Annotated in this window: 12 protein-coding genes and 2 pseudogenes; 3 read left to right on the top strand and 11 right to left on the bottom strand. The window is 69.2% G+C overall.

Translation table 11 applies throughout. The annotated features are described in order from the left end of the window. The 5 genes from R1101_RS0106295 to R1101_RS0106275 all read right to left on the bottom strand — a co-directional run. The coding region (locus R1101_RS0106295) for a translation initiation factor IF-2 N-terminal domain-containing protein (RefSeq protein ID WP_016932617.1) at nt 1-1,463 on the bottom strand (1,463 nt) is incomplete at its 3' end. 448 nt (nt 1,464-1,911) lie between these two features. After that, on the bottom strand, nt 1,912-2,328 hold the full coding sequence (ndk, locus tag R1101_RS0106290) for a nucleoside-diphosphate kinase (protein ID WP_016932616.1): 417 nt from the start codon (nt 2,326-2,328) through the stop codon (nt 1,912-1,914). Nucleotides 2,329-2,345: 17 nt separating this feature from the next. Next, complete coding sequence (locus R1101_RS0106285; RefSeq protein WP_016932615.1) at nt 2,346-2,750, bottom strand: DUF4233 domain-containing protein; 405 nt, start codon at nt 2,748-2,750, stop codon at nt 2,346-2,348. Continuing rightward, nucleotides 2,747-4,168, bottom strand: coding sequence for a bifunctional tetrahydrofolate synthase/dihydrofolate synthase (gene folC, locus R1101_RS0106280; protein ID WP_026002945.1), 1,422 nt, complete (start codon nt 4,166-4,168; stop codon nt 2,747-2,749). Before folC ends, R1101_RS0106285 begins: the two co-directional genes overlap by 4 nt. Further along, nucleotides 4,165-6,825, bottom strand: coding sequence for a valine--tRNA ligase (locus R1101_RS0106275; RefSeq protein WP_016932613.1), 2,661 nt, complete (start codon nt 6,823-6,825; stop codon nt 4,165-4,167). The genes folC and R1101_RS0106275 overlap by 4 nt, the downstream gene beginning before the upstream one ends. Nucleotides 6,826-6,986: 161 nt before the next feature. On the opposite strand from R1101_RS0106275, the gene R1101_RS0106270 reads away from it, so the two are divergent. Further along, complete coding sequence (locus R1101_RS0106270) at nt 6,987-7,361, top strand: hypothetical protein (protein ID WP_016932612.1); 375 nt, start codon at nt 6,987-6,989, stop codon at nt 7,359-7,361. Between the two features lie 30 nt (nt 7,362-7,391). Here the strand turns inward: R1101_RS0106270 and R1101_RS0106265 are convergent, their stop codons facing one another. Continuing rightward, nucleotides 7,392-9,386 carry a S9 family peptidase gene (locus R1101_RS0106265; RefSeq protein ID WP_016932611.1) on the bottom strand — a complete coding sequence of 665 codons (1,995 nt, stop codon included), beginning with the start codon at nt 9,384-9,386 and terminating at the stop codon, nt 7,392-7,394. Nucleotides 9,387-9,510: 124 nt separating this feature from the next. Between R1101_RS0106265 and thiD the strand changes: the two genes are divergently transcribed. Next, a complete protein-coding gene (gene thiD / locus R1101_RS0106260; protein ID WP_016932610.1) occupies nt 9,511-10,302 on the top strand; it encodes a bifunctional hydroxymethylpyrimidine kinase/phosphomethylpyrimidine kinase in 792 nt (263 codons plus the stop codon). A gap of 27 nt (nt 10,303-10,329) precedes the next feature. On the opposite strand, the gene R1101_RS0106255 is transcribed toward thiD, so the two are convergent. The 4 genes and pseudogenes from R1101_RS0106255 to R1101_RS25980 form a co-directional block, all read right to left on the bottom strand. After that, entirely contained in the window at nt 10,330-10,755 is a 426-nt protein-coding gene (locus tag R1101_RS0106255; protein ID WP_016932609.1) for a hypothetical protein, read from the bottom strand. Next, a complete protein-coding gene (locus R1101_RS0106250; protein ID WP_016932608.1) occupies nt 10,752-11,279 on the bottom strand; it encodes a flavodoxin family protein in 528 nt (175 codons plus the stop codon). The genes R1101_RS0106255 and R1101_RS0106250 overlap by 4 nt, the downstream gene beginning before the upstream one ends. A 106-nt stretch (nt 11,280-11,385) precedes the next feature. Further along, nucleotides 11,386-11,992: pseudogene (locus R1101_RS25985) on the bottom strand (GNAT family N-acetyltransferase). A gap of 9 nt (nt 11,993-12,001) precedes the next feature. Continuing rightward, nucleotides 12,002-13,219, bottom strand: coding sequence for a winged helix DNA-binding domain-containing protein (locus R1101_RS25980; protein ID WP_016932606.1), 1,218 nt, complete (start codon nt 13,217-13,219; stop codon nt 12,002-12,004). Between the two features lie 341 nt (nt 13,220-13,560). Here R1101_RS25980 and fdhD point away from each other — a divergent pair, with 341 nt between their 5' ends. Beyond that, the gene (gene fdhD / locus R1101_RS0106235; protein WP_016932605.1) at nt 13,561-14,391 is read left to right on the top strand and encodes a formate dehydrogenase accessory sulfurtransferase FdhD; all 831 of its coding nucleotides are present in this window, start codon (nt 13,561-13,563) and stop codon (nt 14,389-14,391) included. A 9-nt stretch (nt 14,392-14,400) separates the two neighbouring features. Here the strand turns inward: fdhD and R1101_RS25975 are convergent. Beyond that, nucleotides 14,401-14,954 (bottom strand): annotated as a pseudogene (locus R1101_RS25975) (alpha/beta hydrolase); the annotation flags it as partial.

Genomic DNA, 14,954 nt, shown 5'->3' with positions numbered 1-14,954 from the left:
ATGAACGCGGCCTCCATGGACGGCAGCACGTTCTGCACGCGGCCCAGGTAGATGTTGCCGACCATCGATGCCGACCCGGAGGTCGTGACGAAGTGCTCGACGAGGATGCCGTCCTCGAGCACGGCGACCTGCGTCATTCCCGCATGGGCGCCACCTGTGCGCTCACGCACGACCATCACCCGGTCGACGGCCTCACGACGCGCGAGGAACTCGGACTCGGTGAGGATCGGGGGCCGACGGCGACCCGCCTCGCGGCCGTCGCGGCGACGCTGACGCTTCGCCTCGAGACGCGTCGAACCGCTGATGCCCTGGACCTCGTCCTTGACACGGCTCTTCGGACGCGGCTCCCGCTCGTGGACGACCGTGGGAACCGAGTCGTCCTCGGTGCTCGCCGTGTCGGTGTCGGCGGAACCGCGACGACGGCGACGGCGGCGACGACGACGTGACGTCCCGCCCTGCTCGTCGTCGTCGTGCTCGTCGGTGCTCTGCTCGTCGCCCGAGGTCGATTCCTCGGTGGTGTCCTTCTCGATGTCGGACGTGTCCTCGGCGGGGGACTCCTCTGTCTCCGCGTCGGACGACTCGGTGTCCTCCCCGGTCGCCGTGGTCTCGTCCTGCTCGATGTCGGTGCCGTCCCCACGGCCCCGCCCACGACCGCGACGTCCGCGACGACGGCGACGCGGCTGGTCGTCCTGGTCTTCCTCGGCCTGCGACGAGGTCGCATCCTCGGTGGACTCGCCGGCGGCCGGTTCGGCGGACTCGGCGGGCTGCTGCTCTTCCTCTGCCACCGGTTGCTCGGCGTCCTTGCCGCGACGGGCACGTCGCCGCCGCGGACGGGTCTCCTCCTCGGCGGGCGAGGGTACCTCGGGCTGCAGGAACAGCGGCGCGGCGACGATCGACTCGGCCGTGGTGGACGGCTCGGGCATCTCGAACAGCGGCGTGCTCTGCTCCACGGACGTGAACAGCCCGGTGGGTCCTCCGACGGACGGGGTCTCGACTGCCTGCGGCGCGGTCTCGTCCGAGGCCTTCTCGGCGGGCCGGAGCTCTCCGCTCTCGACCGGCACAGCCTCGGCGCTCTCGACCGGCACAGCCTCGGCAGTCTCCTCCGCCTCTGCCTTCGCGGGCTCGGGCGCCGTCTCGGCTGCGCGCTCGGGGGTGTGCTCTGCTGCGGGCTCGGCGGCTGCGGCTTCGGGAGCGGCTTCGGCTTCCTGCACTGCAGGCTCGGGCGTACCTGTGTCGCTCAGCGCGGCGTGCAGGTCCTCCGCGACGTCGCGAGGGAGCGTCGAGTGCGCACTGCGCAGCTCGGTGCCACGCTCCGCGGCTTTCGCGATCACCTGCTTACTGGTCAGCCCCAGCAACTTGGCGAGGGCATGGACGCGGATCTTGGCAGGCAGACCGAGGAGGTTTCGTCCCTCTGCGTCCGACGCTTCGATCGAGTTGTCTTCCGGCGGCTCTTGATCGGCCACGTAGGTCTCCTAAGGCCCCCGGGCGCGTCCACCACCGACTACAGCGATGTGAGCGGCCACGCGGGGGCGCAGCTTGTGTACTCGCGCCGGGTGGGCGCGAGTCCTTCCGGTCTCGCATCGCGCGGTCGTCCGGTGCCCGTTTTCACTGCACGGCCGAGCAATGCCTGGCTTGATCGCGGGTCGAGCGCCGGAACATCCAGCGTGCCGCCGAGCGAGGGTGTCTCCTTCGTCCTCGGCCACAGCGATGTCGGGCATCGATCCGTGATGTCGTTCGGCCGCTCCGCACGCGGTGTGTGCGGGGCAACCTCTGCCAGTATCCCACACGGAGATCTCCGGATACGCCAACGGCGCCCCGGAGGGCGCCGTCGGAGGTGTCGGGAAGCGCGAAGCGCGACGCCCGAACGGTTTCGTGGGCGACACGCCAGGCGCGCCGGCCGGTGCAGGGTTGCTATTTCGCCAGGGCGGGGAACCAGAGAGCGATCTCGCGCTCGGCGGACTCCACCGAGTCGGAGCCGTGGACCAGGTTCTCGCCCGGATCCAGGCCGAGATCGCCGCGGATCGAGCCGGGAACGGCCTTCTCGACCGGATCGGTGCCACCGGCGAGCTGCCGGAAGGCCGCGATCGCGCGGGGGCCTTCGAGGACCGCCGCCACGAGCGGACCGCCGGTGATGAACTCGATCAGCGAGGGGTAGAAGGGCTTGCCCTCGTGTTCCGCGTAGTGCGCTCCGGCGACCTCCTCGGTCGCCGTACGCAGCTCGAGAGCCACGATGTCCAGACCCTTCCGCTCGATGCGCGCGAGGATCTCTCCGACATGACGGCGTGCGACGCCGTCGGGCTTGATCAGTACCAGGGTCCGCTCAGTCACGCGACAAGCCTAGAGGTTCAGTCCCGCTGGCCCGGGAGCAGACCCCTGGATTCGCGATCCCTGATGTCTTTACGCAGGTAGAAGATGTACGCCCATACCACGGCGAAGAGCACGCCCACCGCGCCGAACGCGAGGTCGACGAAGAAGCCCAGCACGGCGAGCACCTGCAGGGTGATGTTGAACGGGATCGCCCACGACTTCTTCTGCACCCCGGCGCCGAGGAACATCAGGACGGCGAGACCCACGACGTAGGTCGTCGACCACGCGCTCAGTCCCCCACCGACGGTCGCGATGACCGGCAGCACCAGCAGGACCACGATCGCCTCGAGCACGAGTGTTCCCGCCATCACGCCCCGGAAACCCTTCCACGGGTCCGTCGTCGGCGGCCGGAACTTCTGTTCCTCCGGCTTGTCGTTGCTCACGCGGGATCCTTTCCGAACAGACTGCGGGCCGCACCTGCGGTCACCACCGAACCGGTGACCACGACCCCGGCGCCCGACACCGCTTCGCCGGGCTCGCCGACCTCCTCCGCAATCGCGATCGCGGTCTCGATCGCATCCGGGAGCGTCGCCGCGGTGACGACCCGTTCGTCGCCGAATCGGGCGACGGCGATGTTCGCGAGATCGTCGACGTCCATCGCCCGCGGCGACCCGTTGTGCGTGACGACGATCTCGTCGAAGACCGGTTCGAGCGCCTCGATCAGACCCGCGACGTCCTTGTCGGCCATCACGCTCACGACGCCCACGAGCTTGCGGAAGTCGAACTCCTGGGCGAGCGCGGCCGCGAGGGCCTTCGCGCCGTGCGGGTTGTGCGCGGCGTCGAGGAAGACGGTGGGTGCATTGCGCACCCGTTCGAGCCGGCCCGGTGTGGTCACCGACGCGAACGCGTCGCGCACCGCCTCCACGTCGAGCTGCTTGCCGGGGCCCGCCCCGAAGAACGCCTCGACCGCGGCCAGCGCGACCGACGCGTTGTGGGCCTGGTGCTCGCCGTGGAGCGGCAGGAAGATGTCGGTGTAGAGACCGCCGAGACCCTGCAGGTCGATCTGCTGTCCGCCGACGGCGACCGCGCGCCGGACCACCGCGAACTCGGAGCCCTGACGGGCCACGGCCGCGTCGGCTTCGACGGCCTGCCGCAGCAGCACCTCCATCGCCTCGGGTTCCTGCTGCGCGATGATCGTCACGGTGTCGCGGGGCACGAGACCGTCGTCCGGTGCCTTCTTGATGATCCCGGCCTTCTCCCCCGCGATCTCTGTGAGGGTGTCACCGAGATAGCCGGTGTGGTCGATACCGATGGGAGTGATCACCGCGACCTGCCCGGTGACGACGTTGGTGGCGTCCCAGCGTCCGCCGAGACCCACCTCGACGACGGCGACGTCGACCGGGGCGTCGGCGAAGGCCGCGAACGCCATTGCGGTGGTCACCTCGAACTTGCTCATCTTCGGCCCGCCGGCCGCTTCGGACTGCTCGTCGATCATCCGGACGTACGGTTCGATGTCGCGGTAGGTGTCGACATAGGTGCGCGGCGAGACCGGGGCACCGTCGATGCTGATCCGCTCGGTCGCGAGCTGCAGGTGCGGGCTCGTCGTGCGACCGACCCGGTGATGCATGCGCGTGAGCAGCGCATCGATCATCCGGGTGGTCGACGTCTTGCCGTTGGTGCCTGCCACATGGATCGACGGGTAGCTGTTCTGCGGCGACCCGAGAATGTCCATGAGCGCGGCGATCCGCGCCAGGGACGGTTCGATCTTCGTCTCCGGCCACCGCTTGTCGAGTTCGGCCTCGACGAGCGTCAGTTCGGCGAGGTCCACCGGGGACGGCGACCCCGGGGTGTCGGTGCTCACGCCGCGCCCAGCTCCTTCAGCCGCGCGGTGATCCGCGCGATCTCCTCTTCGGCGATCTGCTTGCGACCGCGGATCTTCTCGACCACCTGATCGGGTGCCTTGGCGAGGAACGCCTCGTTCGACAGTTTCCCCGAGGTGCCCGCCAGTTCCTTCTCCGCGACGGCGAGATCCTTTCGCAGGCGCGCGATCTCGGCGCCGACGTCGATGCTGCCGGAGGTGTCGAGCTCGACGGTGACCGTCGCGCGGCTCAACCGGACCTCGATCGACGCCGTGGCCGAGAACGAGTCCTCCGGCTCGGTCAGGCGCGCGAGCGACTGCACGGCCGGCACCTGGGCGACGAGATCCGCGTCCTCGACGTCGACGAGCCGGGCCGCCACCTTCTGCGACGGCTTGAGGCCCTGGTCGCTCCGGAATCGGCGGATCTCGGTGACGAGTTTCTGCAGGTCGGCGACACGCTGCGCCGCGGTGTCGTCGGTGGGCACTCCGGACGTCTCGGGCCAGGACGCGATCACCACGGACTCGCCGCCGGTGAGCACCTTCCACAAGGTCTCGGTGACGAACGGGATGACCGGGTGCAGTAGGCGCAGCAGCTGGTCGAGGACGGTGCCGAGCACGACCTTGGTGCCGTCGGCGTGAACGCTGCCCTCGGCGAGCTGGACCTTGGCGAGCTCGAGATACCAGTCGCAGACCTCGTCCCACGCGAAGTGGTAGAGCGCCTCGCACGCCTTGGAGAACTCGTAGTGGTCGAAGGCGGCGTCGACCTCGGTGCGCACCTGCTCGAGGCGGTCGAGGATCCATCGGTCGGCGTCGGTCAGCTGCTCGCGGGCGGGGAGCTCGCCGATCACCGCACCGTTCATGAGCGCGAACTTGGTCGCGTTGAACAGCTTGTTCGCGAAGTTGCGCGACGACTGGGCGTGGTCCTCACCGACGGCGAGGTCGCCGCCCGGGTTCGCACCACGCGCCAGCGTGAAGCGCAGGGCGTCGGCGCCGAAGCGCTCGACCCAGTCGAGCGGGTCGATGCCGTTGCCGCGCGACTTGGACATCTTCTTGCCGAACTGATCGCGGACCAGGCCGTGCAGGAACAGATCCCGGAACGGCACCTGCGCCTGGTGCACGGCGTCGTCGCCCGACACGTAGGTGCCGAACATCATCATGCGCGCGACCCAGAAGAACAGGATGTCGTAGCCGGTGACGAGAACGCTGGTGGGATAGAACTTGTCGAGTTCGGGGGTCTTCTCCGGCCAGCCCATCGTCGAGAACGGCCACAGGCCGGACGAGAACCACGTGTCGAGCACGTCCGGGTCCTGCTCCCAGCCGTCGGGTGCGGTCTCGTCGGGGCCGAAGCACTGGACCTCTCCGTTCGGGCCGTACCAGATCGGGATGCGGTGACCCCACCACAGCTGACGCGAGATGCACCAGTCGTGCATGTTGTCGACCCAATCGAACCAGCGCGGTTCCTGGCTCGCGGGGTGGATGACGGTGTGGCCGTTGCGCACTGCGTCACCGGCGGCCTTCGCGAGCTTGTCGACCTTGACCCACCACTGCATCGACAGGCGCGGTTCGATGGTCTCGCCGGACCGCTCGGAGTGGCCGACGCTGTGCAGATAGGGGCGCTTCTCGGCGACGACGCGTCCCTGCGCGGCGAGTTCCTCGCGGATCGCGACGCGTGCCTCGAAGCGGTCCATGCCGTCGAAGCGCGTACCCGAATCGGCGATGCGACCGGCCTTGTCCATGATCGTGGGCATCGGCAGGTCGTGCCGCAGACCCATCTCGAAGTCGTTGGGGTCGTGCGCAGGCGTGATCTTCACTGCGCCCGTACCGAATTCGGGGTCGACGTAGTCGTCGGCGATGATCGGGATCTGCCGCCCCGTGATGGGATGCTCGAGCGTGGTGCCGATGATGTCCTTGTAGCGCTCGTCCTCGGGGTGGACCGCGACCGCGGTGTCGCCGAGCATCGTCTCGACGCGGGTGGTGGCGACGATCACGTGCGGCTCGTCGTCGTTCAGGGAGCCGTAGCGCAGGGAGACGAGTTCGCCCTCGACCTCCTCGAACTTCACCTCGATGTCGGAGATCGCGGTCTGCAGCACGGGCGACCAGTTGACCAGTCGTTCGGCGCGGTAGATCAGGCCCTCGTCGTAGAGGCGCTTGAACATCACCTGGACAGCGCGGGAAAGCCCCTCGTCCATGGTGAAGCGGTCACGCGACCAGTCGACGCCGTCGCCGATACGACGCATCTGGCCCTGGATCGTGCCGCCCGACTCGGCCTTCCACTGCCAGACCTTGTCGATGAAGGCCTCGCGGCCGAGGTCCTCCTTCTTCTTGCCGTCGGTGGCGAGCTGCTTCTCGACGACGGTCTGGGTGGCGATACCGGCATGGTCCATGCCGGGCAGCCACAGCACCTCGTAGCCCTGCATGCGCTTCCGGCGGGAGAGTGCGTCCATGAGGGTGTGGTCGAGGGCGTGACCCATGTGCAGGCTGCCGGTGACGTTCGGCGGCGGCAGGACGATCGAGTACCCGGGCTTGTCGCTCGTAGGGTCGGCCTCGAAGTAGCCGGCGTCCACCCACTGCTGGTAGAGCTCCGCTTCGACGGCGCTGGGGTCCCAGCTCTTGGGAAGGGCGTCGGCGGGGTTCTGCGAGTTCTCTGGCGCACTGGTCACCCGTCAATCGTAAGCGTCGGACGCGAACCTCCTGGACAGGGGCCACGAGAGAACCGGACAGGGGCGACGACCGGAGGGTGTGGCCCGGTCCCCGACCGGGTATCGCATTGCCGGGCCGCCGAATGCGCGGACGCCGAACTGACAGGACGGAGGACCCCGTCATGATGCGGGCATTGATCTTCGCTGCAGGTGCAGCTGCGGGATTCGTCGCGGGGACCCGGGCGGGCCGCGAGACGTACGACAAGATGCGGGGACGTTCGAACGAGCTGTGGCACAACCCGGCGGTACAGGACAAGGTCATACCTGCCGTACAGGACAAGGTGACCGAAGCGGCCTCCGTCGTGAAGGAGAAGGCACCACAGCTCCAGGAGACGGTGGGCGGTCTCGCCGAGAAGGTCACCCACCGCGGTCAGAGCGGGTCCGGCCAACACGCGGCGACGCACACCGGCTCGTCTACGAGTGAGTCGACCCCGGCCACCGACGAGCCCACTCGTCCGCCTGCGTCGCCCGGCGACCAGCCGCGACCGCCCGCGTAACAGGCGGTCGACACCCCCGGACGTTCTCGGTCAGCCCAGCTCGGCCGGCAGGTCGAGCGGGCGGCCGAGCACGTGCTCCGACAGGAATGCTTCGACCGTGCGGTACCAGATCTTCGAATGCTGCGGCTGTAGCACCCAGTGGTTCTCGGACGGAAAGTACAGGAACCGGTGGACGGTGGTGCCGTCGTCCTCGGCGGGCAGCCCCGATTCGTCGAGCAGCTCGTACCACAGGCGCAGTGCTTCGCCGATGGGGACGCGATAGTCCTTGTCGCCGTGGATGACGAGCATGGGCGTGACGATATCGGCGACGAACAGGTGCGGTGAGTTCTCGACGGCCATCTCCGGGGTCATCTCCCGTTGCCAGTACCAGGCCACGTCGGTGGTCGGGGTGAACTGGTCCAGCGCCCACAGACCGGCGTGGGTGACGACCGCCCGGAACCGGTCGGTGTGACCGGCGATCCAGTTGGCCAGATATCCGCCGAACGAGCCACCCATCACCGCGGTCCGGTCCTCGTCGATGTCGTTCCGCGCGACCGCGGCGTCGGTGATCGCCATGAGGTCGGTGTACGGTTCGCGTCCCCAGCGTCCCCAGCCGCGCCGGATGAAGGCGTCGCCGTATCCCGTGGACAGTGCGGGGTCCGGCAACAGCACCGCGTAGCCCCGGGCGACGAGAAGCCACGGATTCCAGCGCCACGACCATGTGTTCCAGCTGCTCAGCGGTCCACCGTGCACCCACAGCAGCAGCGGTGCGGGGTCGGCGGCGGACGCGGTGTGCGGGAGCGCAAGCCATGCCCGCACCGGCGTGCCGTCGGCGGCGTCGGTGGTCGTTTCCACGAGGCGGCCCGGCAGTTCCGGGAGCGCAGCGGGAGCGGGCAGGGGCGTGACGGTGCCGGCGCCGGGTCCGGTCAGGTCGATGCGCACGGGATGTGGCGGTGCGTCGTACGAGGCCCTCAGCGCGTACGCACGGTTGCCGTCGGGCGCGAGGTGGACATGGGTGTAGGCGGCGTCGTCCGTGGTGACGCGGACGGGCTGCGCGTCACCGAGCCGCTGGACGAAGACCGGTGCGCGTCCGTGATCGTCGGCGGTGAGCACGAGACCGGACCCGTCGGGCAGCCAGGCCACCGAAGTGGGACGCCGGTCCCACTCGGGGGCTTCGATATCGGTGGCTCCGGAGGCGATGTCGAGGACGCGGACGGTCACCTGCGGCGGGTTCTCGGCGTCGCCGATCGACTCGTGCAGATAGGCGAGCTTGCGTCCGTCCCGGGAGAGCGACGGATGTGTCGCGTCGCCGGTCTCGTCGTCGACGAGCGGGGTGCGCAGACCGGTGCCGAGATCGATCCGCACGACGGTGACGCGGCGCGAGGCGAGCGGACCGGGGACCACCCAGGTGGCCGCGGCGAACGAACCGTCCGCAGCGACATCGAGGTGGGCGTCGCGCAGCGACCCGCGGATCCCCGGCGTGAGATCGGTGAACCCGTCGCCGCTGCGGTCCGGGAGGAGCAGATGCGGCTGGTCGGGTCCGAGATCGTGATCCCAGTAGCGCACCGGATAGCCGGCATGCAGCACGGCGGTGACCGCACCGTCCTTGCGGGCGTCCCGGATGCGTTCGTCGTCGGACTCGCTGTGACCGAGAACGGACGCGAGCAGGACCGTCCTGTCGGCGTGCGACGCCGCACACACCGACGCGAACCCGCCCTTCCGGGACGCGATCTGCTCGGCCTCCCCGCCGGCCACGGGCAGTCGCCACAGCGACACCGGCGGGTCGTCCGTACCGCGGGCGGCGGTGAAGAGCAGGTCGCCGGTCGCGGTGAAGGTCGGGTTCGACTCGCCCGTGGCGCCGTGGGTCAGGCGCCGTGCCGGGGCATCGCCGTCGGGATCCACCTCCCACAACGCGCCCGTGTACGCGGTGGCCTTGTCGTCGAGCGTCGACTGCGTGATCACCAGGCGGTTCCCGTCCGGAGACATCGTGAGGGAGGTGACGCGGGGTAGCGCCAGGTAGTCGTCGAGCTCGTCGAAGGCCGTCATGCCTGGACGATATCGGGAGCGGCGGTGGGCGGTCCGCAGGCGGCACCGGGTTCGTCTGTAACCTGGTCGTCCGGCGGGTACATCCCGCGGAAACGCCGTCTCCCCGTCCGAACGGAGCACTCACATGGTCGACCTCGCATACGTCATCGCCGGCTCGGAAGCGACCGGTGGCGCCGGTCTGCAGGTCGACCTCAAGACGTTCCAGCAGCTGGGTGTGTACGGCGTGGGCACCACGACGTGCATCGTCTCGTTCGATCCGAAGAACGACTGGGGCCACCGCTTCTTCCCCGTCCCGGCCGAGGTGATCGCCGACCAGATCGAGGCAGCGACCGCCGCTCACGACCTCGACGTGGTGAAGATCGGCATGCTGGGCACACCCACGACGATCGATGTGGTCGCCGAGGGCCTGGAGAAGCAGTCCTGGCGGCACGTCGTGCTCGACCCGGTCCTGATCTGCAAGGGCCAGGAAGCCGGGGCGGCGCTCGACACCGACAACGCGTTGCGTGCGCAGGTGCTGCCCCATGCCACGGTCGTCACCCCGAACCTGTTCGAGGCTCGCATGCTGTCCGGTATGGACGAGATCACCTCCGTCGACCAGCTCGTCGAGGCGGCGCGTCGCATCCACGATCTCGGCCCGCAGTACGTCGTGGCGAAGGGCGGCGTCGAACTCGACGGCGAGGACGCCGTCGACGTCCTGTTCGACGGTTCCGAGGTCACCCTGCTGACGGCACCGAAGGTCGGCAACGAGCGGGTGTCCGGCGCCGGCTGCACCCTCGCGGCCGCCATCACGGCCGAACTCGCGAAGGGCGGGTCGGTCGCCGACGCCGCGGCCCGCGCCAAGGATTTCGTCACCGTGGGGATCAAGGCGCGGGTGTCCGCCAACACCCCGTTCGACACCGTCTGGCAGGGCGCCTGATTCTCTGCTGCGCGGACTCTGCGGCGCTCACCTCCGCCGGCCGGTCACGAGTCGAATCACTGCGACGATCAGGGCGATGATCGTTCCGGCGATGGCCACCACCAGCACGGTCCGGGCGATAAGATCCCACGGCACCGATCCGTCGTCGGGGAAATCGAACGGGAACACCTGCCAGATCCTCACGAGGGCGTAGAGCCCGATGCTGTTCACCACCAGATCGCCGAGGGCTTTCGATCGCGGTGGGTCGGCAACGAGGTAGACGGCGTTCGTGACGACTCCGGCGATGATCGAGGCGTTCACCCATCCGAGGACACGGGTCGTGTCCTCGGTGAGGAAGGGCACCTCGTCCCATCCCGGCCACCCGTTGATCAGGTAGAGCAGTACCGCGTCGACAACGATGCCGACGAGATAGCCGGCCCGGCGCCCGACCGAGGACCGCTCCGGGACACTCACCGACCGGACTCGGGTTCGAGGAGCGCTCGTCCCCACCGACCGGCGCGTTCCGCCTCGCCGGATTCGAGGACGGTCTGTTCGTCGACGAGGAAACTCTCCGGTTCCGCGGCGAGCGTGAAACCCAGCCTCCGCAGCTTCTTCCCTATCGTTTTCGAGGCGCGGCCGGTGAGCATGGGCAACGCATCGAGGCGGGTGTCGAACGCCGCCGCCGCACCCGACGCTTCACCGAGCGACGCGAGCCACTCGCGAACGCCGTCGCTTTCCGCGCCGGGTTCGAGCTCGAGTTCGCTGTCCGGCCGGTCTGCGGCCTCCGCTGCCCCGTGCCGGGTGCTCGGCCGGCTCATACCGTGGACGTGGGTGGGTCCACCGACGACGATCAGGTCGTAGGCGGCAGGACTCCTGCCACCGGCCTCGGATGCCGCCACCACCTCGACGGAGGCAAGTCCGTCCATCCCCCGGGCGATCGCTTCGGCGACGTGCCGGGTGTTGCCGTACATCGATTCGTAGACCACGAGTACCTGCATGTCGGGCGCTCCTCGAAGATTCGTCGCCGCACGTGTGGGTTCATGCTAGGGCGACATGCCCCGTCCGCCGAAGGAATCCGGCGAACACCGGCGTCGTCGCCGGTGATCAGCGCGGCTGCCGCCACATTCCCCACAGCGTCGGCCCGCCGTCGGGGACGACGATGGCGCGGGTGACCTCGAACCCGAACCGCTCGTAGTAGGGAATGTTCGCCTCCTTGCTCGATTCGAGGTAGGCCGGAGCGTGTTCGGCGTCGGCACGGTCGAGGCCGGCAGTCATGAGGGCGGTGCCGAGGCCGGTCCCCCGCGCGGTAGGTGAGGTGCCGATCGTCGACAGATACCAGTGCGGTTCGCCCGGATGCGCCGCATCGAGGGTTTCGTCGACCTGCCGTCCCCGTTTCATGTACCTGCCGAGTGCTGCGCAGAAACCGGGCAGCAGACGGAGCGAGGTCCACATATCGCTACGCCATCGTCCGGGTGGCGCCCACATCGCCGCGCCTCCGACGACCCCGCCGGACTCGGCGATGTCGGTCGGCCCCCAACGGCACCATATGGTGCCGGGCGTCGGCCGCGAAGAAACGGGTCATGCGCCGGATGCGGTGGTGTTCGTCCGGGAACATCCACGTGAAGACCGGATCGTCGACGAAGGCTTCGGCGACCACCGGAGCGAAGGCCGGAATGTCGCGGCGCGTGGCGGTTCTCGGTTCGATGGCCATGAGCGCAGCCTACGACGAGGACCTGCCCGACGGCGCGCCGTCCGTCGCCGCCGCGAGCTCCTTCGCGAGAGGTGTCGGGAATCTGGCCGTCACCTTCACTCCCCCGAGCCACTCGTCGAGGCGCGCGGCCTCCTGTTCGAGCACCGCCCGGCCGTCGACCCCGATGTCCTCGAGCAGATGCAGTTCGACGGATCCGGAATCGCTCTGCCACCACGTGCCGACGATCCGTCCGTCCCACCACGCCGTGGGCCCGGCGTTGCCGTTCGAATCGAACAGGTCGCCCTTGTACGACCCCAGATACCAGTCTCGTTCGGCCCATCCCATCACCGTGGGGTCCAGGGAAGGCAGCAGTACCCCCCACGGGTCGGCGGGAGCGGGTTCCTCCACGTCGTCGGCCAGGAGGTATCCGGAACGGCCGTCGAGATCCACCTCCACCACGTCGAGGTCGGCGAGAGCCGCGCGTACGGCGGTGAGGGTGGAGCCGAGCCACCACTTGATGTCGGCCTCGGTACCCGGCCCGAAGACCCGCAGCCACGATTCCACGAGGGCGCGTACGCCGTCGGCTTCGTCGCACGTCGCGATCCCGGCGCCGAGCCATGACTCCGTCGACGTCCAGGCGGGCCGCGACACGCGCCACGACCCGTTGTTGGACGCCCGCACCACTTTTCCTTCGGCGGACAGCACGGTGAGCACGCGCGGAGCGAACGGGACCCTGCCGCCCCACGACTTCCCGATCCCGTAGTCGATACTCGCGTCGAGAAGCGGGATCTCGGCACGCAATTCGCTGGACGTCGCTTCGCGTCCACCGGACAACGCCCGCAGCACGTGGCTGCTCACCTCGTCGAGCCACTGCTCGCCGTCACCGTGCAGACCGGCTTTCTCGACGTCCTTGACCACCTGACGGCGTTGCGCTGCTGCGACTCGCGCGCTCGCGCCCGCCTGCACGGCCGGCAGGATCTCGCGCGGGAAGACGAAGACGGTGCGCCGCATGGCCATGTGTTTCACCAGCGACCGATCCGTGTAGAGGGCCCGATCGAGGTCGGTCGTGACGAAGTCGTCGACCCGGGCCCATGCCGACAGGTAGACGCTGGCGGGATCGGTGCCGTGCAGGCACACCATGCTGGTCGCGGCGTCGACCGCATCGGTGGCGTGGTGCCCGGGATGCAGGCGGTGCCGGGTGGCGAGTCGTGCTCGGCGTTCGGTTGCGTCGATCCTGCGCACAGCCATGGCCGACATCGTAGATGCGATGTCCGACTCGGGAGAGCGACCACCCGGGTCTGCCCTGTTCGACCCTGGTATCCGCGATCCGAAGCCGACCGGTGGCCCGCATTCGTCACCGTCCCCCGAGAGGAGACCGAGTCTGTAGTGTCCCTACGAGGAGCGGGTGGGTTTCGTGTGACGCCACCCGCGGTCCACACCGCCTCGGGGCGGGGCCGAGCGCAGCCGTGAACGGGCGGGCAGTGGCGGGCAGTACGGAGGATGACGTGCCGCACGACCGGGTACCCCTGCCCTGTCGAGTTGTGTAGTGACAACGGCTCGACCCGCTGCACGTATCTGGGAGGTAGAGGATGGGACGGGTCACGACACGTCGATCGGTACTGCGCATCACGGCGGACAGGGTGACGCGACGTCCCGACACCCTCGCCGTCGAGGAACCGCTCGAGATCAGGGTCGGCGGTGAATCGCTGACGATCACGATGCGCACCCCCGGGCACGATGTCGACCTCGTCCACGGATTCCTCCTGGCCGAGGGGATGATCGGCAGTCGCGAGGACATCGCCGCGGTGCGGTACTGCGACGGGGTCGACGACAGCGGTGCGAACACCTACAACGTTCTCGACATCACCCTCGCTCCCGGTGTCACGATCCCGGAGGGGACGGGGCGACGCGCGTTCACCACGACCTCCGCGTGCGGGGTGTGCGGGAAGAACTCGCTCGACGAGGTGCGCACCCGCACGCGATATCCGCTGCGGGAGGCCGGCGGCACCTCGATCGGCACGCACACGCTCGCGGAACTGCCCGACACCCTGCGCCGGCATCAGCAGGTCTTCGAGTCGACGGGGGGCCTGCACGCAGCGGCACTGTTCACGCTCGACGGTGCGCTGTGGGCCCTGCGCGAGGATGTCGGCAGGCACAACGCCGTCGACAAGGTGCTCGGCCGGGCCCTGACCGACAACCGGGTCCCGCTGTCGCACAGCGTGCTCATGGTGAGCGGACGCGCCTCGTTCGAGCTCGTGCAGAAGGCCGTGATGGCCGGCGTTCCCCTACTCGCCGCGGTATCGGCGCCGTCGTCCCTCGCCGTCGACCTCGCCGCGGAGTCGGGCCTGACCCTGGTGGGTTTTCTCCGCGGCGAGACGATGAACGTCTACACCGCACCGGAACGCGTCAAGACCGACTGAACGACCGCATCAACCGCACGTCCCGTCCTGCGTCTCGCCCGTGCGCACTCCGTCGACGAAGGTCCGCACATCGTCGAAGGACGCGTCGAGCACGCCGCGATGGTCGGCTCCGTCGTACACCCGGTAGGTCAGGTCGGCGCCGTTGCCGCACAGCGCCTCGGTGACCCGGTCGGTGACCGGACGCGACACCAGCACATCGTCGGTGCCCTGCACGACGAGTGTCGGCACCGTCAGGGTGAGCGCTTCGAGTTCCTGGCCGGCGTAGTACTCGCGGAGCGCGTCGAGATCCGCACCGGGAGCGAACACCTGATCCACCGGAACGGTGCTCGCGGCTTCGCGGATGTCGTCCATGCACCCGGTGCGCGCTGCATCGAGCAGAGGTCGCGACGCGTCCGTGAGCATCGCGTCGGCGTCGATGGCCGGGTCCGCCGCCTGCGCGCCGAGCAGCAGGACCGGCAGGAATCCGAGCGCCGGACCGATCGCGGGGCCGGCCGTCGCGTAGTACTGGGCGGTCTCACTCGTCCGGCTGCCCGGTGCGAAGGCGATCGCTCCCTGCAGGTCGA

This window comes from Rhodococcus sp. R1101, assembly GCF_000278445.1.
Lineage (GTDB): Bacteria > Actinomycetota > Actinomycetes > Mycobacteriales > Mycobacteriaceae > Rhodococcus > Rhodococcus gordoniae.
This window is presented reverse-complemented; position numbering and strand designations above follow the sequence as displayed.

Bases quoted from the DNA above. Each gene is read 5' to 3' on its own strand.
- R1101_RS25980 (WP_016932606.1), bottom strand. From the start codon at position 13,219: ATGGCTGTGCGCAGGATCGACGCAACCGAACGCCGAGCACGACTCGCC.
- thiD (WP_016932610.1), top strand. From the start codon at position 9,511: ATGGTCGACCTCGCATACGTCATCGCCGGCTCGGAAGCGACCGGTGGC.
- R1101_RS0106250 (WP_016932608.1), bottom strand. From the start codon at position 11,279: ATGCAGGTACTCGTGGTCTACGAATCGATGTACGGCAACACCCGGCAC.
- fdhD (WP_016932605.1), top strand. From the start codon at position 13,561: ATGGGACGGGTCACGACACGTCGATCGGTACTGCGCATCACGGCGGAC.
- R1101_RS0106270 (WP_016932612.1), top strand. From the start codon at position 6,987: ATGATGCGGGCATTGATCTTCGCTGCAGGTGCAGCTGCGGGATTCGTC.
- R1101_RS0106265 (WP_016932611.1), bottom strand. From the start codon at position 9,386: ATGACGGCCTTCGACGAGCTCGACGACTACCTGGCGCTACCCCGCGTC.